Annotated in this window: 15 protein-coding genes and 2 pseudogenes; 1 reads left to right on the forward strand and 16 read right to left on the reverse strand. The window is 56.3% G+C overall.

What is annotated here, in order from left to right:
* Window positions 1-247: 247 nt before the first annotated feature.
* The 7 genes and pseudogenes from CS369_RS11520 to CS369_RS11550 all read right to left on the reverse strand — a co-directional run.
* A pseudogene (locus CS369_RS11520) lies at window positions 248-4,216 on the reverse strand (AMP-binding protein); the annotation flags it as partial.
* A gap of 58 nt (window positions 4,217-4,274) precedes the next feature.
* Window positions 4,275-4,586 carry a hypothetical protein gene (locus CS369_RS11525; protein WP_196907198.1) on the reverse strand — a complete coding sequence of 104 codons (312 nt, stop codon included), beginning with the start codon at window positions 4,584-4,586 and terminating at the stop codon, window positions 4,275-4,277.
* Window positions 4,587-4,631: 45 nt separating this feature from the next.
* Window positions 4,632-4,769 carry a hypothetical protein gene (locus tag CS369_RS11530; RefSeq protein WP_196907199.1) on the reverse strand — a complete coding sequence of 46 codons (138 nt, stop codon included), beginning with the start codon at window positions 4,767-4,769 and terminating at the stop codon, window positions 4,632-4,634.
* Window positions 4,770-4,905: 136 nt separating this feature from the next.
* Window positions 4,906-6,723, reverse strand: a complete 1,818-nt coding sequence (locus CS369_RS11535; RefSeq protein ID WP_196907200.1) for a hemagglutinin repeat-containing protein — start codon at window positions 6,721-6,723, stop codon at window positions 4,906-4,908.
* A gap of 33 nt (window positions 6,724-6,756) precedes the next feature.
* Window positions 6,757-7,584, reverse strand: a complete 828-nt coding sequence (locus CS369_RS11540; RefSeq protein ID WP_196907201.1) for a hemagglutinin repeat-containing protein — start codon at window positions 7,582-7,584, stop codon at window positions 6,757-6,759.
* A 24-nt stretch (window positions 7,585-7,608) separates the two neighbouring features.
* Window positions 7,609-8,454 carry a hypothetical protein gene (locus CS369_RS11545; protein ID WP_210769491.1) on the reverse strand — a complete coding sequence of 282 codons (846 nt, stop codon included), beginning with the start codon at window positions 8,452-8,454 and terminating at the stop codon, window positions 7,609-7,611.
* Between the two features lie 14 nt (window positions 8,455-8,468).
* On the reverse strand, window positions 8,469-8,810 hold the full coding sequence (locus tag CS369_RS11550) for a hypothetical protein (RefSeq protein ID WP_196907203.1): 342 nt from the start codon (window positions 8,808-8,810) through the stop codon (window positions 8,469-8,471).
* A gap of 148 nt (window positions 8,811-8,958) precedes the next feature.
* Here CS369_RS11550 and CS369_RS11555 point away from each other — a divergent pair, with 148 nt between their 5' ends.
* A complete protein-coding gene (locus CS369_RS11555; RefSeq protein ID WP_196907204.1) occupies window positions 8,959-9,249 on the forward strand; it encodes a hypothetical protein in 291 nt (96 codons plus the stop codon).
* Window positions 9,250-9,264: 15 nt separating this feature from the next.
* Here CS369_RS11555 and CS369_RS23575 read toward each other — a convergent pair whose 3' ends face one another.
* From CS369_RS23575 to CS369_RS11595, 9 genes and pseudogenes are all read right to left on the reverse strand, one after another.
* A complete protein-coding gene (locus CS369_RS23575) occupies window positions 9,265-9,480 on the reverse strand; it encodes a hypothetical protein (protein ID WP_244664960.1) in 216 nt (71 codons plus the stop codon).
* Between the two features lie 120 nt (window positions 9,481-9,600).
* Window positions 9,601-9,816: pseudogene (locus tag CS369_RS25190) on the reverse strand (hypothetical protein); the annotation flags it as partial.
* The gene (locus tag CS369_RS11565; protein WP_196907205.1) at window positions 9,813-10,067 is read right to left on the reverse strand and encodes a hypothetical protein; all 255 of its coding nucleotides are present in this window, start codon (window positions 10,065-10,067) and stop codon (window positions 9,813-9,815) included. The pseudogene CS369_RS25190 and the gene CS369_RS11565, both read right to left, overlap by 4 nt.
* A gap of 165 nt (window positions 10,068-10,232) precedes the next feature.
* On the reverse strand, window positions 10,233-10,865 hold the full coding sequence (locus CS369_RS11570; protein WP_196907206.1) for a hypothetical protein: 633 nt from the start codon (window positions 10,863-10,865) through the stop codon (window positions 10,233-10,235).
* Complete coding sequence (locus tag CS369_RS11575; protein ID WP_196907207.1) at window positions 10,862-11,311, reverse strand: hypothetical protein; 450 nt, start codon at window positions 11,309-11,311, stop codon at window positions 10,862-10,864. The genes CS369_RS11570 and CS369_RS11575 overlap by 4 nt, the downstream gene beginning before the upstream one ends.
* A 51-nt stretch (window positions 11,312-11,362) precedes the next feature.
* Window positions 11,363-12,118: a hypothetical protein gene (locus CS369_RS11580; RefSeq protein WP_196907208.1), complete on the reverse strand. Its 756-nt coding sequence runs from the start codon at window positions 12,116-12,118 to the stop codon at window positions 11,363-11,365.
* On the reverse strand, window positions 12,102-15,755 hold the full coding sequence (locus CS369_RS11585) for a hypothetical protein (RefSeq protein WP_196907209.1): 3,654 nt from the start codon (window positions 15,753-15,755) through the stop codon (window positions 12,102-12,104). The genes CS369_RS11580 and CS369_RS11585 overlap by 17 nt, the downstream gene beginning before the upstream one ends.
* On the reverse strand, window positions 15,659-17,671 hold the full coding sequence (locus tag CS369_RS11590; protein WP_196907210.1) for a filamentous hemagglutinin N-terminal domain-containing protein: 2,013 nt from the start codon (window positions 17,669-17,671) through the stop codon (window positions 15,659-15,661). The genes CS369_RS11585 and CS369_RS11590 overlap by 97 nt, the downstream gene beginning before the upstream one ends.
* A 50-nt stretch (window positions 17,672-17,721) precedes the next feature.
* The gene (locus CS369_RS11595; RefSeq protein WP_196907211.1) at window positions 17,722-19,386 is read right to left on the reverse strand and encodes a ShlB/FhaC/HecB family hemolysin secretion/activation protein; all 1,665 of its coding nucleotides are present in this window, start codon (window positions 19,384-19,386) and stop codon (window positions 17,722-17,724) included.
* Window positions 19,387-19,750 lie beyond the last annotated feature (364 nt).

Raw genomic sequence — 19,750 nt, forward strand, 5'->3', positions numbered from 1 at the left:
CACTGGGCGGCGATACCGCCCAGTACGAACCCGTCTCGTCGTCCCAGCCAATAGGCCTCCTGTACGTCATTCAGCGGGAACGGGTGATAACGCTGCGCAGCATCATGGTGTAAACGGATCTGTTGTTCGGGCGTAACGTCCCGCAGCGTTGCAGCAAACGCGTGCAGCACTGGCTGGCGAAACGGTGACGCCAGCGAGCCGTGAAACCCCTCCTGGGGCAGGCGGCTAATTAGCCGGGTAGCAATCAGACTGTCGCCCCCGAGCGCAAAAAAGTTCTCCTCACGCGTAACCGTGTCTAGATCGAGCAATGCGCCCCACAGTGTTGCCAGCACCTGCTCTGCCCGGCCGACGAGAAGTCCCCCCGCCCGTTCATCACGCAGCCCATTCAGATAGGACTGCACCTCGTCACGAATGGCGGCTCGGTCAATTTTGCCATTGGCCGTCAAGGGCACACGGGCGATGCGTATCAAGTGTTCAGGCACTTCATACTCAGGTAACCACGCCTGTAGCGCCTGTTTGATGCCCGCCATCTTGGTGGCTTCAGGACACACCAGCGCGGCAGCTACCTGTTGCGAAGGGGCATCGAGTACCATGGCAACCGCTTCATCTACCTCCGGCAGTCGCGTTAACGCGCCTTCAATTTCCGCCAGTTCGATGCGATATCCCCGGACCTTTACTTGCCCATCGGTGCGCCCGCAGAAAATCAGCACGCCGTCGTCGCGATAGTAGGCACGGTCGCCGGAGCAATACCAGGTCGCCCCCTGTCGTACGACAAACTTCTCCGCACTGCGTTGCGCATCACCGATGTAACCGTCCGCGAGCCCAGCACCACTGATCCACAGCTCACCTTTCACCCCATTCGGACAATCGCGTTCCTGTCCATCTACCACCCGACAGCGCATGTTCGCAAGCGGCTCGCCATACGGTGCCGCAGGCCACCGGGGCTCATCCGGAGTGACGATGTAGCAGGTAGCATGGATTGCCGCCTCCGTCATGCCCCCCAAGGCCGCAAAGCGCGCTTGAGGTGCCAGCGCCCATAACTGATGTGGCAAGGAGTACAAGATACGATCGCCGCCCACCATCACTAGCCGCAGCGACTGCGGCAACCCACTGTCTTGGACCGCAATGGTCAACATCTCCACTTGCGCGGGCACCGCACTGACCACGCTAACCTGCCAGCGAGCCATCAACACCGCCCAGGCGGCCGCTTCGCGCCACTGAGGCTCTTCGACCACGACCAGCGAAGCACCGATGCTGAGGAAGGTGAAAATATCAAAGGCCGATAGATCAAAATCCAGTGCAGAAAGCGTAATGGAACGATCGCTGACGCTGAGATCAAAACGCCGGGCGATGGCATCAATGGTATTGGCAACAGCACCATGGCTCACCACCACCCCTTTCGGTAGGCCGGTGCTACCAGAGGTAAAAATAACGTAGACCGGTGCATAACCCGGCTGGATGATAGGCTCTTGCAACGGAGCGCAGGCCAGCGCAGTGCTGAGCGCTACGACAGGAAGCGCAGCAGGCCAATCAAGGTGCGTCAGGCTCATATCGTCAGTCAGAACCCAGCGAACCTGAGCCGCCTGGTAAATCTGCTCACGACGCGCCAGCGGTAATGCGATACTGCAAGGGACATAGCAGCCCCCGCCGCCAGCACCCCTAACACCCCGACAATCTGCGCCGCCCCCTTGCGGTGGGTAATGGCCACCTTTTCGCCTGGCTGTATGCCCTGTTGCACCAGATACGCCGCCACGCTCAGCGCCTGACGCGTCATCTCACCGTAATGCATCACGCCATGATCGCCCCACACCAGCGCCGTCGCTTGTGGGGCACGTTGCGCCTGAGCAAAAACGCGCAGGTAAGGCGAGGTCTTATCACCGAAATCCATCGCCGTTTGGTTGATCTGCGCGCTTAGGCGCTGCTGTTCGACGGGAAGCGACAGTGATATCGGCTGGCACCAGTCCGCCTGTACCAGGCTTTCAACCAGATGACAGTACGCGGCAAACAGACTATCGATAATTCCGGGCGCAAACAGGGCTTCCACCACGTCCCACTCCAGCAGCAGACACCCATGCGATTCGCTGACTTTGGCATCGAGCCACACCTGTGGCGTTTGCGTCAGCGTGTAGTGCACACGGGGAAACGCATCCGACAGTGCCATCGACGCATCCTTTTCCAACCCGAGTACGCTGGTAAATACCACGGGCATCGTAGCCATACTTTGGCCGTGATAACGGGCCAGTTCGCGTAGCACCTGCACGCCTGAAAACTGCCGATGGTTTAACCCTTCTCCCACCTGCTGCTGCAACTGCATGGTCGCCTGACAAAAATCTTTACCCTGCGCAGTTTCATAACCGAGCAACAGGATGGAGGCAAAATCCCCCACTACACGGTTGATATCGGGATGCAGTGGCTGCCGATCGAACAGCGTAAAATTCAGCGCCAGCGCAGGCTGATTGCTCCAGTACGCCAGCACTTCACCATAGGCCGCCGCCAGCGCCACGCTGGCAGTGATGCCATGCTGCTGCGCCTGAGACATAAAACGCTGCCATGACTCCGCGGGCAACACGTAGCTCCTGCGCTGGAAGCGGGGCTTAGCAATCGTTTCAGGCCTCACCGCCAACGACAAAGCGGGCGCGGCAGGCAACGTTGTCACTCGCTCCAGCCAGTAGGCTTTCGCCTGTGACATCAGCGCCGCACCATGCTCCGCCTGCACACATTGATAATCCCGATAGTGGATACGCAATGCGGGCAGTGTCGCCGTCGGATTGCGGTACAATGTATCCCATTCGGTGAACAGGATCATGATGCTACGTCCATCGAACATCATGCTATCGAGGCTGACTATCAGCCGCTGGCGCGCATGCCCCCCTTGCTGATAATCCACCACATGAATCGAAAACAGCGGCCACTCACGCACATCATAAACCCGGTGCGACAGCGTATCACGCCAGGTCTGCAACGCGTCTTCGACGTCGTTACCGGCGGTATGACGTTCAATGCGATAAGGCCGCGTGTCGGGTAGCACCTGCTGCTCCCCGGCGTCGGTCACCACCGCACGCAGCATGGCGTGACGCGAGATCAGCTGTTGCCAGGCGGTTTCAAGGCGTGCGACATCCAGCCCTTTACCATCAAATTCGATATAAAAATGCGAGCCGACACCGCCCAGCGTCATCTGCTCGCTGCGGCCAATCCAGAAGGAACGCTGAATGTCACTAAGTGGGAAGGGTTTATAACGTGCAGCGTCATCGGCGACCAGCACTGGCAATGAAACAGCAGCTTTTGCTTGAACATAATGGCAAAAATCGCGCAGCTCAGGGGACGTGAACAAGGCATGTAACGGTGCGCTCAGTTGCCGTTCGCGTAACGCCGCAATCAAGCGCGTGGCAATAAGGCTGTCGCCACCCAGAACGAAAAAATTATCCTCACAGTTGACGCTTTCAACGTTCAACAGCGTGGCCCACAGCGCGGCAACTTGCCGTTCGATATCGTTTTCAGGGGCGCTGCGCGCGGTGCGTGCCAGAGTAATCTGCGACGCGGCGAGGCGTTCTACGCTCGCCCGGTCTGTCTTGCCGTTTTCCGTTACCGGCAGCGCGGGTACAATCACGTAGTGTTCAGGAATGGCATAGCGTGGCAGCAGCGGCTGTAACCAGCCTTGCCAAACGCTGGCGCTGTTATTTTCATCGGTCACCAGCGTGGCACAAAGTTGACGGGCCGCCTGTGCTACCACCGTCACGCAGGCCTTATGAATGGCAGGATGGCGCATTAGGGCCGCTTCCACTTCCCCCGGTTCGATACGGTGCCCGCGAATCTTTATCTGCCGGTCATTACGTCCGAGATAGTCAATGGTGCCATTGGGCCAATAGCGTGCGCGGTCGCCGCTGCGATACCAACGTCGCCCGGCACATTCCACAAATTTTTCTGCAGTGCGCTCCGCATCGTCGCGATATCCCAGCGCCAATCCTGGGCCACTGACCCACAGTTCACCGGCCACCCAGGGCAGGCAATCTCGCCCCAAAGCATCAACAATACGGCAATACATGTTGGGCAAAGGTGTACCAAAAGGCACCGTCGTCCAGCGCGGATCGTCAGCATGCAGCACGAAAAGCGTGGAGTGGATTGCGGCTTCCGTCATGCCCCCTAACCCGACGAAAGGTGCTCCCGCATCCTTGCCGGAAAGTTGGGCTACCACCGCACCGACGACGGCATGACCCATCAGGTTGGCGGCTTTTTGCTCAGTAGTGGGTTCGCCTTTGGCTGGCAGCGTGGCTTCTTTATACTAACTGCGCCAGATAAGGCGCGGCACCACCGACTATCGCCTGCTTGATGTCGCCGTCCGCCAGCGCCTGTATTGCCGCCGTCGCGGCCTGCGCCGCCTGTTGGAAACTGCTGCCGACGCCGTATTGTTTCATCACGTCTTTGTAGCTTTGCGTATCCGCCAGTTTGGCCTTGTACGCAGCCCATTCCTTATCTTTATCCTTATCGTTGGCACCCTCTGCCGGGCGTGGACCCACTTTTTCTGATTCCAACGCTTCTGCCGCTTTCAGCGCGCGCTGCTCACTGTCCGTGCGCACAATATCCATCACCTGACCGCCAATTTCCCCAATAAGCTGGGCCTGGCGCAGGCGTTGTTACTCTTTCTCTTTGTTAAAGATCGGACTCAGGGCATTGTTGGCGTGCTCCACGTCATGGCTCAGCGTGGTCACATCCTGCTGCTGGTTCGCCGTATCGCGGATCAGCAGCGTAGGTGGTGCTTGATGCACTGCCATTGCTGCCGAGCGACATCCGCGCCGAAGGCATCGTCATCGCCAGCGAAGAGAGCATATTGCCCTGCATCGACGGGCTCATACTGATACCCGCACTCGAATGTTCTACCTTGAAGTCCGCCTTGTTGTCCAGCCCGCTTCAGCCCAGCGTGCTGGTTTCCAGTGTGTTTTTATCCGCACTGGCGGTGGAGCCAATCACCGCGGCATCCAGCTGGGTGTGAGACCCCGTCCTGACACTGCAGCCCTCGCTGCCTGCAAACAGCCCAGTCTGCTGCTGTACGCTGTCAAAGTTGCTGTGGATCTTGTCTTTGCTGAAACTCAGGTAGCCGCTGCCGGTCATGGAGCCGATGGAGAAACTGCCGCCTGCGGAAGCGCTGGTCTGTTTCGAGTCGTAGCGCTCGCTGTCCTGCTGGCTTTGCAGCAGCAGATCGCGCCCGGTTACCAGTTCGATGCGTTCGGCGCCCACCTGCGCACCAATCAGTTGCGTGTCACGTCCGGCGTTTAATGTGGCCTTGTTAACCGCATCGAGCGTAGTTTCAGACCAGGTATTGCCTTTGCCGGTTTCCCGTCCTTTCGAGACGTTAGCATTGGCGAAGATACTGACACCGAAACCGCTGTTACCCACACCAATGCTGGCACCGATAGCCCCACCGCTGCTCTTGTTGCTGCCCTCCATCGATTCCGTATTGCGCGCCGAGAGCAGTTTGACGTCTTGTGCCGCGTTAAGGGCAATATCACCCCCGGCTTTCACCTGACTGCCAGCGACCGTCACATCGCCGCTACGCGCCGTGATCGCAACATCCTGTCCGGCATTGAGCATAGTGCCAAAGCTTTGCTGCTGTTCGCTGTTTTGACTGGATTTCGAGGTTTGTGCGCCAAGAGAAATGCTGACGCCAACAAATGGGCTTTCCCCTTTGTTATTAAGATCCGACTGGGTGCCCTGATAGGCCTGATAGCCCGATAACCCCGCCTTCATACTTTGCAGCAACGCCAAACGGCTATCACTTTCCTGCGTGGCGGCCTGAATACTTTGCACTGCGCTGTTGAGCGCTGAGCCGACAACACCAGAAAGTGCGATAGTAATGCCACTGCTCTTCTGCACCGTTTCCTGCTGCTGTTTGCGCAGGTCATAGCCTGGTTGCAGACTGACGTCGCTACCTTCCAGCCGGATATCCTTTTTCGCCACAATATCCGTGCCTTCAATACGCACCTGTTGTCCGGCTTTGATATCGACCGATTCGGAGGTACTGCCGATGGTGCTGGCGCTTTGACTTTGCGTCGCTGCCTGATCGCGCATTTTTTGGCTCAGCGAAGTGGAGCCAATGGTAAAACCAATGCCGCCGCTACCGATCAGGCCACTCTTTTTCTTCTGGTATTCTTGATAATTCAGGTAGTTTTCCACGCTGGCGGCGGTGTTGACGTCATTCCCTGCCACAATCGCGACGTTTTTGTCCCCAGCGATGGCCGAGCCTTGCAGATTGACATCATGACCGGCGGCAAGGGTTACGCTGTCACCGGACAGCAAGCTGCCTTTCTCGTTGGTTTGCTCGGTTTCTCGCAACGTGCGGGTGACCGTTTTCGAAAACGTTTTCTTTTTGACCTTGGTTTCTTCAAAGAAGGTGTGTTCAGTTTCCGTTGCTGAGACCAGATTGAGATTTTTGCCTGCCTGCGCCGTCAATGCACCGCTGGCAGTACCTTGCACGGCCTGCAAATTGATATCATTGCCGGCACTAAGCGCCAGGTTGCCTGCCGCCGTGACCGTGGTTCTCTCTTGTTTTTCGGAGCGCTGCCAGTCGGCATGGCGTTTCCAATTATTGGCGCTGTAGGTTTCCGTTTCCTCTGAAAGCAGGTTGAGATCCCACCCTGCCGCCAGCGCCGCATTGCCTTTCGTGTTCAGGCTGGCGGCTTCTGTGGTAATGTCTTGTCCTGCTTTCAGCGAGAGGTCACCACCACTCAACAATTGCGCAGCACTGATGCCCTGATTGGTTCGCTACATCGCATTAACACCGCTGCGACTGGCCGTTTCTTCCAGCTTCTGCTGCGCGCTGAGCAGGATATCCTGTCCAGCCATCAAGGACAGACCGCTGCCCGCGGTTACCCGGCTGGCATCAATCGTCAGGTCTTTGCCAGCCGTGGCGCTGAAAGCGTTGCCCGCCAGAATCTCGCTGCCCTGCAGGGTGGTGCTGCGCGTTGACGCAGTGCTGCCACCGTACGGATCCAAACGGTTATTAGTGAGCGTCAAGGATTCCAGCGACAGGTTGTTGCCTGCGGCCAGCGTCATGTCTTGCCCTGCACTGAGCGTCGCTGCCGTGTTGCGGATGTCGTTGCCTGCGGATAAATTCAGGCTGCTCACAGCGCTAATGGCGGCGGTGTTTCCAAATCCGGTGTAAATCAAAGCACCGCTTCCGGCGGGAGTTTGCCACTGGCGCGTCGCTGTCTCCTTGACGATATCGCCATTCACGCTCACCAACTGCACCTGGTTGCCTTTGATCTGGCTGCTGGTGTTCGTGATATTGTTGAGCGCCACCAGATTCAGCCCGCCATCGGAAGAGATGATGCCGCCCTGCTGGTTATCGATTTTATCGCCACTGGCGATGGCCAATAACTCCACCGCTTTCAGAGTGCCGCTGTTGGTAACGCTGCCGCCTGCTTTAAGATCGATAGTGTTGGCGACGATGGCGCTGCCCTGCACATTGGTTTTACCCGCCTGCGCCAGATACAGCTTGGGTGCCAGCACCGTTTGACCATTGATCTCAACGTTTTCCCACCACACGATACTGTGCGTCAGTTGCGCTACCTGCGCGTCGCTCAGGCTCACGCTAAGCGTCAGGTTCAGCGCCTGTTAGGCGCTGGCGGCATTATCCAGCAGATATTGCATCTGTTGCAGATCGGAACCCATACCGTTGAGATAGCGCGTGCCGCTTTGGCTCAACACCGCATTGCTGATATAGCGGGTATCGAAGGCGGCATCGCCCAAAAAGTGGTAATCCCGTTCCGCATCCAGATTCAATTTGCCGAGCAGATACTCGGAGCCCAGCACCTTGTCGGCTTGTGTCCATTGTCTGGAGGTTTCAATCTGCGGCGCGGTCGTCGGTTTTTGTCCAAGTAGCACATTGAGATCGTTAAACAACTGATTATCCACCTGCCCCAGTTGGTCCAGTTTGGGGTTGGTGTGGATCAGATAGCGGCTGTCGCTGGCCGGATCGAGCACCATCAGGCCGTTACCACCGGTCGGCAGCGGATAATCGACCGGTGCGCTGTTATTGAGGTTTTGCAACCCGTTCTGGATTTCGGCCAGAAGTGCGTTAGGCGACAACGGTGCGGTGCCTGAAACGTTTTCCACCTGCGGTTTGAGCGGATCGAGGGTGACACTGCCCGGCTGCGCTACAGCAATGGGCGTCTGCGTCGCGCTGGTTTGCGATGACACTGGCACAACGTTAGGTTGAGCAAGGTTAATGTCGGTATAGGTCACCGCCGGTCCGGTACTCAGTGTATCGGTAGCGCTAAGTGCGCCACTCGTTATCGGCTGAGTCGCACCGCCGGTTTGCGCCGTTTGTGCCTGTCCCGGCCCTTGCAGCGTCAGCGTTTGCGAGGTTATACCCTGTTGCGGGGTACTGAGTTGGTTATTGCCGGCTGTTAGCGTGTCGGTATTCAGCGTGGCTTGGCTGAGCGGTGCCAATGACAACATTTTTCCGGCTGCCGTCACCGTGGCGTTTGAATCCGAGAGCGTGGCGGAACTGCCCGGCGCGCTACGCAGATCGACCAGTGTAGTGGTGGTTGAGGTAGTTTTTCCTGACAGGGCTTGTTTTGCTGCTGCACGCCGGAAAGTGCTTGAGTGGATGCCAGTGTCGGCGCTATGACCGTTGGGGTATAATTGCCGTTGCCCGCTTGCATCGTGGTATTGCTGATATCATTCGTGACATTGGCGGAAATGGTACCGCCTGCCTGGATTAGGGCGTTGTAGGATTGGCCGTTGGTGACTTCAAGGGTTGGGGTGCCTTCCAGAGTAAAAACAATTACATCTTGTTCCCTACGTGGCCCCAACGTGGTCAAATTTTCCCAATTATAAGTGGTTTCCCATAACCACTTATCATAGGTCGAGATCGGTGCAGGTCCGTTGTACTTATAAAGCGCATATTCTTTTGCTTGACCAGACTGAAATGAGGCGTTGTTTAATGTTTCGCCCTCTAGATTGATATTCTTTCTGGCTGATATTACCGCTGCTGGTCAGCAGCACGGCATCGCCTTGCAGCTTGCCGCGCTGGTCGAAATCACCGTTAACCGTAACAGACAGGCGTTTGCCCGCCGCCATCTGCTGGGTAAACAGCAAGGGTGCGGTAAAGGTGGCGTCGAGGTTGCCCAGCGCCAGCAGTTGGCCCTGTTGGTTCAGCTCGGCGGTATCGAGCAGCAGATCCTGTACGCTGAAGATTTTACCGCCTTGCAGGTTGGTCAAACGCTGTGTATGCAGCGCCAGTTGGGTTAAACCGAGCAGCGTGCCCTAATTTTCCAGTTGATCGGCAACGATCTCCAGTTGCTGCGCCTGTAGCGTGCCCTGATTTCGCCACAGAGGGATATGCAGACTGAGCTTTTCCTGCGCCACCATCTGGCCCTGCTGCGTCAGTTGCTGACTCTGCACCGCCAATTCTCGCCCTTGCAGATACCCCAGGTTGTTGAGCACATTCGCGATCAACGTAGCGTTGCCGCCGGACAGCACTTGTCCCTGAGTTTGGTTGGTGAGCGTTGTGCGGCCTGCCAGCGTCACACCGTTGCTGCTCTGAATCAGCCCGGCGTTGCTGAGCGTTTCCCCTTGCAGGTCAGTGGTTGCCGCATTAATCGTGCCCCGGTTATCAATTGCTGCTGCGTCAGCGCGCAGCGTACCGTCACTACTGATGACCGCTCCGGCAACATTGCTCAGCGTGCTACCCTGAGTGAACTGGGCCGACTGTTGCCCGCGCAGCGTACCCTGATTGGTGACCTCTTGCGCAGTGAGCAGCAGTTGCTGCCACTGAACCGTGCCCGCATTGTCTACCTCGTTGGCCGCAAACGTCAGCGCGCCACTTCACCGGTACGGGTGTTAACAAAATCCCCGCTCAGGGTGATATCCGTCTGATTAACCCCAAGCAGTTGCGCCCCGTTTTCCGCCTGTTGTGCGGTTAAATGCAGCACGTCTGACTGCCACAGCCCCTGATTGCTAAAGCGCCCGGTGTTCAGAACACCGTCACCGCCGCTCAATAAACGGGCACTGCTCAGGTTATTGATTTGATCGCTGTAGCGGAGTTCGAAACCGTTCAGCCCGGTCAACAGGCCCGCGTTATCAAAGCGCGTGCCAGTGCCGTTGATACTGCCTTACTAGAACAGTTCCCCCTGATTGCGCAACTGATCAACCTTGAGCGTCATGCCGTTGAGCCCGGCTAATAGCCCGTTGTTTTCCAGAACGTCACCATCAATCTGTAGCACACCCGCTTGCTACAAACCCGCATTATCAATCTTATGCGCGGCAACGGTGGCGCTGCCCTGACTCAGCAGTTGCCCGTTCTGTAGCCCGCGATAGTGATTCAACCCGGTCAGCGTGAGGGATTGCGTTCCCTGAATGCGCGCAGCGTTATCCAGCGTTTCAGCCTGTAATTGCAACGTATTGCCCTGTAACAGCCCCAGGTTACTGATGTTGCCACTGCGCACTACCCCAGCGCCGTGGCTGAGCAGTTCACCGCCCGCGCGGTTGGTCAACGTGTTCGCGTTGGTCACGTCTAACCGTTCCATGCCTAACAGACGCCCACCGTTATCCAGCGTGTCACTGATGACTGTCAGGCGCTGCGCTGCAATCTCTCCATCCTGTTCGAATTGTTTGGCATTGATAGCGCCTTGCCCATCGCTCAGCAATGCCGATAGCGCACTGCCCCAGTAGCCGGTGGCCGCATCCAACTGAAACTGTTGTTTACCCAACAGCGTTCCCTGATTGCGCACCTCATCCGCAGCGACCAGCAATGTATTGCCCTGCAAGAAACCATTATTATCGATACGCTGTGCGTTCGCATTCAGCGTCGAGCCAGCGAGCATCTGGCCGTTCGTACCGACGGTGAGCGTATCGGCCAGCGTCAAGGTGATATCCTGCCCCCCACCAGTGCGCCTTGCAGATCGAAGGTGCTGCCTGTAAGCGTGACATCTCTTCCTTGCCAATGCCCCTGATTGCTCAGATGTTCACCGGACAACGCCAGCGTTCCCCCGGTAGCAAGCCTTCCCGTACCCTGATAGTTGCCGTTCAAGGTTAATGCGCTGTCAGCAATGATATCGCTGGCATTAAGCAGGGTATCGCCCGTCAGCGTCGCTTTGCCGAGCGTGGATAGTGTGCCGCTGTTTTCGATTGCGTTAGCGCTTATCTGGCTGTCTCTGCCGCTCACCAGTGTGCCCTGATTCAACAATTTACTGGGAAATACCGCCGCATTGAGCGTCACAGCAATACCTTGATCGCCTTGAATGCGTCCGGTATTGATCAACTGGTTGCCTTGCAGCACAAGCGCGTTGGCCTGCCATTCGCCCTGATTCACCGCCTGTGCAGCGTTGAACGCCGCCAGCCCGGCAGAGAGCAGTTTGCCGCTCTAGCGATTGGTCAACCTGTCGCCGATGCTAAGCGTCAGCGCATCCAGCCCCAGTACCTTGCCCTGATTATCCAATACGTCGGCATTTATCCCGACTTGCCGCCCTTCCAGTGCCCCCGCGTATTGCACATTGTTGGCAGTCACCTGCACGGTGCCGCTGCCGCCAATCTGACTGCGGTTATCCAGTTGCTCAATCAGCGTCAATTGCAGGTCGTCAACGCCCAGCAGTTGGCCCTGATTGAGAGCAGAAAGTGCGGCGATCGCCAAGCGTTGGCTGCTGATGTTACCGCTGTTTTCCAGTGTCTGGTTCAGGCGCAGTGAGGCGGTGTCATACCCGGTCAGTTGCCCAAGGTTAGTCAGCGTATCGGCAATCAGCGTCAGGGCTTTGCTTTGCAGCGCGCCCGCGTTGGTGATGGCATTATTCAGCGTGACACTCAGCACGTTAACGCCAGTTATCGTGCCACGGTTTTCCGCCTGTTGAGCCTGTGCGGTCAGGTGGTTGCTGTTCAGCGTGCCGCGGTTGTCGAGACGCTGCTCAAGCGTGAGATCCAGACGATCGATAGCGGTGACATCGCCCTGATTATTGAGCGAATCCGCACCGAGCGTTAATGTTGAACCATACAGCGTGCCGTTACGGGTGTTATTCAGCGCACCGGTCGCGAGCAGAGTAAACCCATCAATACCGTTGATCTGGCCGTCGTTATCGATGTTTTCGGCATTCAGTGTCAGCAGATAGCTGTTAGATGGTTCCTGCATTGTTAAGCCCCGCATCGAGCAGCAGGCGCATCGCTTTCACGCCGGTGAGTGTGCCCTGGTTGGTGACATTGTCTGCATGAAGTGTCACGTCCTCGCCCAGCAGACTGCCGCTGTTGGTAAGATTCAGGCTGCGCACATCAAGGGTTTTTCCCTGCCAGGCACCGGCGTTTTCCAACGAATCGCCGCGAAAGATCAGTTGGCCGTCGGTGGTCAGATTGCCCGTGCCACGGTAGTTGCCTTGCAGCGACATGCCTGCGCTGGCAACCATGTCACCGCTATTGAGCAGGTTATTTGCCGTCAACGCACTTAGACCTTGGCTGGAGATCACGCTGCTGTTGTCAATCAGCGCGGCAGCCAGTTGGCTGGTTCCACCGGAAAGCAGACGGCCTTGATTGTGCAATGCGCTTTGTGGATCAGTGCCGAGATCCAACGCCAACGCGGTGTTGCCCTGAATGCGCCCACTATTGGTGAGGCGCACAGCGCTGAGCAACAGGTTATCGGCCTGCCATTCCCCCAGATTGGTTACATCCGTGGCATGCAGCGTTGCCACGCCCTGCGACAGCAATTTGCCGGTTTGTTGATTGGTCAGCTCACCTTGTACATCAAGGGTTAATGCCGCGATGCCCAGGAGTTGACCCGCATTTTCCATCTGCTGTGCATCAACGTGCAGGCGTTCCGACTGCACCGTACCCAGATTATTCAAACGCGCGGCCTGAATGACGCTTTCGCCCTGCGATAGCCATTTACCGCTGTTTTTCGCCTCAGCCACAATCGCCAGCGTCAACGCATCCACGCCGAGCAGCGTACCGCGGTTGTCGAGCGTATCCGCGTTGAGGGTCAGTGCTTGTGCTTCCAACGTGGCCTCTTGCTGTACCTGACTGGCATCGATGCGCAACGCCCCCTGCCCGCTGATCAAACTGCGATTATTCAGCAACGCTTGCAGGCGCAAATGACCGTTTTCAGTGGCGATCATGTTGCCATCGTTACGTAATGTGTTGGCATCAAGCGTCAGCAGGCAGCCAGCCAGCGTACCGTCATTGTAAACGTCGCCTCGCACGCGCATTTTCAGCGCGGTTGCTCCGCTAATCTTGCCGTCGTTGAGCAGATTGAGCGCATCAACACCAAGTTGTTGGCTGTAGAGGGTGCCGCTATTTTCAAGATTCAGTGCCACGGCCAGCGTCATCTGCGCATTGGCAGATATATCATCACTGTTGGTAATACGATCGGCAATAATGGCGACGTTTTCACCGCTAATAGCACCGCGATTATCCAGCCCAACGCTCAGTTCAGCATTCAGAGTAGTTAATGCCGTAATATCACCGAAGTTGTTCAGCGAATGCGCGCCAATGCGCATCGCATCACTGAGCAACGTACCGCGGTTTTCAATCTGTTGTCCGTTAAGATGCAACTCACCGCCGGATATCAGCGTGCCCTGATTGGTTAAGGTAGGCTGCACGGTTTGTGCACCAAGCGCGGCAATACGCCCGGTGACCGGTGCCGTTGTTGCGCGCGTTTCAATGCTTAACAGCGCATCACCCTGCATGCGCCCCCGGTTATCAAACCGGTTGGCCTGCACCATCAACTGCGACGCCTGCCATTCACCGAGGTTGGCCACGTTTGCCGCAGTGATGCTAGCAATGCCCTGGCTAAACAGTTTGCCGGACACGCTATTATCAAGGCGCTGCGTTAACGCCAGCGTCAACGCAGCAATCCCTAGCACGCTGCCACTGTTAGCCAAGCGCGCCGCGTTGACATCAATACGGTTAGCCTGCCACTGCCCGGTATTCTCCAGATCCGTTGCCTGAATGCTGGCATCGCCCTGACTAAGCAAATAGCCACTGTTGAAAATAGTATCCGTGACATGCAGGGTTAACGCCTCCACACCCAGCAATTTGCCACGATTGTCGAGCGAGGCCGCATTCAGCGTCATACGCTGTCCTTCCAGCGTGCCCCTCTGCTGGATTTGCCCAGCGGTCACCGCCACAGCACCCTGCGCCGTGATAACGCCGCTGTTGTTTATGCTATCGGCCAGTTGCAGCTCCATTGCTTGAAGGCTGGCAAGCGTACCACTGTTGGTAAGCGTGGTTGCACGCAGCATCATGTCACCCGCATTGACGCTGCCACGGTTATCCATGTTGCCTAATGTCAGTGCGATCGTTTGGTCTGCATCAATCTGGCCGTTGTTGAAAAGATCGGTCAGCGACAGCGCTACAACGTGGGCGCGTAACGTACCATTGTGGGTGAAACGGGCAGCATTCGCCGTCAGGCTATCAGCCTGCCACTCACCGTTTTGGCTTAACCGCTCGCCCTGAAGCGCCAACTGCTCTGACGTGCTAAGTGAACCTTTGCCTTGGTAATTGCCGTGCAGCGTCAGATTTTCGCTGGCGGAGATGCTGCCGTCATTTTGCAGCGACAGCGTCTCAAACAGCGTCGCACCACGACTGGAGATTGTTCCCTCGTTGTCCACACTGGCCGCGTGCAGCGTACTGATACCACCAGCAATTAACGTTCCGGCATTACGCATCGCACCGTCCAACGCAAGGGTCAGCGCATCCGTACTCTGAATTGCTCCGTCGTTAGTCAGCGCTAATGCTGTCAGGGCGATGTTGTCTGCCTGCCACTCCCCCTGATTGGTTATCTGGGCGGCATGAAGCACCGCGCTACCACGCGATTGCAGTTTCCCGGTATCGAGGTTTTCCAGCACCGCACTGGCGCTCAACATGAGTGCGTTGGTGCCCAGTAGCGTTCCTGCGTTACGCAGCGTTTCCGCCGTTAGCGCAAGCGCGTTGCCCTGCCATTGTCCGCCATTGCTGATCTGTCGCGCACCGGCAGTGATCGTCCCTTGGCTGAGCACCTCTCCGACGTTATTTAATCGCTCATCGATCGCGAGGGTAAGTGCCTCGGTGCCCATCAGCACGCCCTGATTATCCAGGTCGCCGCTCAGTGTGATTGACAGACGGCTTGCCCCCGCCATCTGCCCACGGTTGGTCAACGAGGCTCCCGCCGCGCTTAACGTTAACCCTTGCAGTTCGCCGTCATTCAGCAGCATAGGCACGACCAGATCGAGTGTGCTGGCCGCAAGAATCGAACCGCTGTTGCTCACGCGTTCACGGGCGGTGATGCCCAGTGCGCCCAATGATTGGAGCCGCCCCTGATTGATAAGGGTGTCACCATGCCAAGCGAGCGCAGCCGATTGCCAACTGCCGCTGTTCACCAGCGACGCGCCCGACAGCATACCGTTGCCGCCCAGCACCATTTGCCCCTGGTTGTGCCAATCCGCCACCTGAATGTCGCCATCGCCGCGAATGCTGACGCTGCCTTGTTGCAGCCAACGTTGCGCTTTCACCACAAACTGTTGCGCCTGAATGTCACCCTGCGTATCCACCCTTGCGGCATCAAGCGCCAGTTTTCCACCGGCCAACAGCGTGCCGGCGTCGGTTTGCGTTAGCGCATCAACGACCACGATGTCAGCATTCTGGGTCGCCTGCACGTTGCCCTGATTGCTCACGGTGTCTGCCGTCAGGTGGAGATCCGCCGCGCTCAGCGTGCCCTGATTATCGAGGTGTCCGGTCTGTACCCACAAATCGTGCCCAAACTGCACCATCCCACGGTTGGTAAGCCTGCTCCCCAGCGCCAACGTCTTTTCTCGCCGGCGCTTAGCGCCCCGCTGTTATTCAGCGTGCCACCCTGTAAGGCGATCAGCCGTTGAGCATTGAGGACTCCCGCGTTATCCAGTGTCTCGGCCTGCACATCAAGTTGCTGTTCGGCAATGACATCACCCTGATTTTGCAGCGACTGGGCGTTAATCGTGATGTTGTCTGCCTGCACCTTACCCTGATTGATCATGCTGAGTGACGTCAGCGAGAGCCCATCACCGGCCAACAGATGGCCCTGGTTGTCCAATACGCCTTGAAGTTCCAACGCAAGCTTCCGACTGGCGCTAAGCGTGCAGGTATTGCTCAGCGCGTTGCCATTAAGCTGAAAAGCCTGACCAGTAGCCAGCGAGCCGTGGTTATTCAGGATTGCGCCTTGCCAGGAGAGATCGCCAAGCGCTGCGATATCCCAGAGGTTGTTTAAGGCATCCAGTTGCAGCGTGATGCTGTTGGCAGCGAGTGTACCGCGCTGGGTCAGCGCACCGCCGTCCACCCGCAGCGTATTACCCGCCGTTATCGCACCGGACCATTCACCCTGCTGTGACAGGCTGAGGTTAGCCCCGTTTTTCGCCTGCCACTTCGCACTGGATTCCCCCTTCAGCGACTTAGCCTCCAGGTGAATATCCTGTGCGTCCGCCTCCCCGGCCAGCGTGACTGTGCTGCCTTGCAAGGTCAGTTGTCGACCGGCCTTAATGCCGCTTTTCGCATCCTGAGTGAGAGCGTTTGTTGCCAGCACCAACACATTGCCTGCCACGAGTTGGGCTGATGAAAGGGTGACGTTGTCATCTTTTAATTTGAGATTCAGTTCATCGCCGACCGTGCCCTGGGTATTCACACCGGCACTGAGTGTGCTGTTGCTACCCTGCAACGTTCCACCAGGCTGCGCATCAATCTGCTTTTCGGCACGCAGCGTGGCATCTTTTATGCTGATATCCTGCTGCGCGCTCAGGGTTAGCGCACCGCCAGTTTGCTGCTTGCCTTGTAGCGCCACCGCATCACCCGTCGCGCTCAGGTTGCCCTGCGCCACTGCATCGCCGATGCGCAAGGTTCCGTTTGCCGAAAGAGTAATATCACCGCTGCGGGCACTGATATTACCCAGGTTGATGTCTACGCCCTTATCACTGGAAATCAATACGATACGGTTGCTGTACATGCCGCCCAACGGGCCACTGTCCAGAGCCACTTTCACGCCATCCTGCGGTGCAGTTTGTGCCGTTATTGAACCGTCCGCGTTGACCTGATTCGCGCCTAACACCAGCCGCACATCGTTGCCGTTTAGCCCGGCATCAATAATTTGTACGGTGCGGGCAATCAAGCCCAGGTAATCGCTCTTACTCGCATCCAGCCTTTGCCCGCTGAGCGTTATATCGCCGCGCTGCACGTTGATGCTGTGTAAGTTTCCCTGCGCATCAAACTGCGGCGAGCCCGTGGTTAAGGTGACGTTAGGCGTGTTGATAAACCCACAGCCGTCGCACGTAATGCCGTTAGGGTTGGCAACAATCACGCTGGCCTGTTTACCACCGACCTCCAGGTATCCCGCCAATTGACTGCGCTGGGTTGATACCACTTCGTTAATGATGGCGTCGGCAGCTTTGCCTTTCAGGTTGGGGTTATTCTGAATCAGACCACCGAGTTGGGTTGCGGTAAGCTGATCGATGCCGTTATTGAGGATCAGCCCTTTTTTATCCACGTTGAAGTCGTGATACTGGTTATGAGAAACGCCTGCCGCATTGGGTGTGGCAATGTTGATGACCGGCACACCGTTACCCGCTTTCTCAACCGAGGTGTTACCGGCCGCCACATTGACGCCTGCCGCAAAAGTCGGTAACAACGGTTGCCAGGCAATCAATCCCATAAGGAGATAATCCATGTAGCGCTGCGCAGTGTTAATCGTTCTCATCCCTGACCTCTTGAAGGCACCTGGTACATTGATTAAAAAAATACCGACGATTAAAAAGCCATGCCGATGCGATAATAGGCAACCATCGCGTCGGGTTTAATCCAATCAGGATGGCTGAGCGGCCACCCCACCGTGATTTGCTGTGAAAGATGCGTTTTGGCAAGGCCCATGCCGAATGCCGCGCCCCACAGGTTGCCCGCAGAGTCACTGTCGGTGCGAGTGGCGACCAGATGGCCACCATCCAGCGCAGCGGTCAGGATTAATTGCCCCAAATAGGGGATCTGCCGCACACGCCAGTTGATCTCGCTACGCCAATAGCCGCCGCGATCGCCCAGCAGGTAGTGTTCTTTAAAACCACGAACCGAACTCTCCCCGCCCAGCGTCACCTGCTCGCTGCCGTATAACGGATGGGGTGAATATTGGCCGTAGAAACTGGTGAGGTAGTTGACGCTCTCACTTAAAGGTAGGTAGTAGCTGGTCGCCAGCGTCATTTTATTGAACTGTGCACGGGGAGAATCCGTCGTGACGCCCGCATCGCTCTGTGCGCCAAACCAGTGCACACCGCGGCTAAACGCCGGATTGAAGGTGGCCAGCCCGCCCCACAGCGACTGGCTGTGATTGACGCCGAACACCAGACTGCTTAACCGGCGGCTGCTGGATTGCAGCAGCACATCTTGCATGTAGTTATGCGCGATGCGGTGCGTCATCCCTGCGGACAAGCTGGTCTTTGCGTCAGCGTTACGAAAAACCACGCGCGAAAGAGAAACGCGGTGGGTTTGCGTATCGCCGGTAGAGCGCCAGAGATAATCGCAATTCAAGAAGTCATTGCGATAACGCGTTTTGGCAAAGTCATAATTGATGTTCCAATAACCGTACGGCAATGACACGCCGGTTTGCAGGCTGTGGGCATGGTGTGCACCAACAAAATCGCTGCTCTGCCCACCGCTGATAAACCACTGATCGGCCAGCACCATGATATTATCTGCCCACAGACTGCCATTAAGCTGATGCTCCCCCGTCGATTCTTGTCCGCTATTATCAAAGACGATATTGCCAGAGAGCGGCACGCGCGTCTGGCGCGTGAGTTTTACCTGAGAGAAGCCAGGCTGCTCGCCGGGCAGAATATCGATCTTGACCTGCTGCGTTGCAAGGCGATTGAGTTGCTCCATCCCTTGTTCAAGATCGCGCAGGTTGAGGATATCCCCTTTCCTGGCCGGTATTGCCATTCTCAGCGCACGTTCTTCACGATCGTTAATCGTGATGGTTTCAATGCGCCCTTCCAGCACCATTAAGGTTAATATGCCGGAAAACAGATCCTGTTCACGCAGAAAAGCGCGACTGGTAACATACCCCTGGGTGATATACCAATTACTGACGTCATGAATCAGTTGATTAATATCATTAACATTCAGGCAACGATTAATATACGATTCCGTCAGGCGTTGTTTATTATGTACTGACAATAAAGTGCTATTAACAAACTCGACCTGCCGAATGGTAAAGCAGGTGCTATTAACGATAGGCGTTGACTGCACCGCAATAGGTTCAACGCGATTCACACGGGTTATTTCTTCACGCTGGCGCTGCGCTTGCTCAATCACGTAAGATTGACGTTGCGAAATCTCCCCTCGCTCCGCCGGTGTTAACGGTACGGCGCTAACGGAAAAGGAGAAAAGCAAAAGTAACAAAGACCATCGCTGCAAAGGATATTGCATACACCATCCATGATGAATTTATTTAATATCAAAAAAATGAATGAAATTCAAAAAATCACAATATGTGCTATTAACAACACGCATTGTGAATAATTTTTTTGGGATGATAGAAGAAAGAAATGGCAAACTCAATATAGCGTCAAAGATTTGCGTCTGGAGATTTTTATTTGCATTAGTGCGTTATTTTATTTCACCATAACAAAAATAAGGTTTTTTATTATTCTGTGAAGCAGAAAAAAATCCACCTGCAACACTTTATTTTAACCAATCGTTATCACTCTAATAATAGACCATGCTATAGATGACGTTTATGGCGGCCGTACAACCACAGATAACGGGAACAATGTGCTCTTTTTCGTACCGG

It is taken from the genome of Candidatus Symbiopectobacterium sp. 'North America' (assembly GCF_015762685.1).
Taxonomy (GTDB): Bacteria; Pseudomonadota; Gammaproteobacteria; order Enterobacterales; family Enterobacteriaceae; genus Symbiopectobacterium.

Bases quoted from the DNA above. Each gene is read 5' to 3' on its own strand.
- CS369_RS11530 (WP_196907199.1), bottom strand. From the start codon at position 4,769: ATGGCAGTGCATCAAGCACCACCTACGCTGCTGATCCGCGATACGGCG.
- CS369_RS11595 (WP_196907211.1), bottom strand. From the start codon at position 19,386: ATGCAATATCCTTTGCAGCGATGGTCTTTGTTACTTTTGCTTTTCTCC.
- CS369_RS11590 (WP_196907210.1), bottom strand. From the start codon at position 17,671: ATGAGAACGATTAACACTGCGCAGCGCTACATGGATTATCTCCTTATG.
- CS369_RS11580 (WP_196907208.1), bottom strand. From the start codon at position 12,118: ATGCAGGAACCATCTAACAGCTATCTGCTGACACTGAATGCCGAAAAC.
- CS369_RS11545 (WP_210769491.1), bottom strand. From the start codon at position 8,454: ATGTTGTCATTGGCACCGCTCAGCCAAGCCACGCTGAATACCGACACG.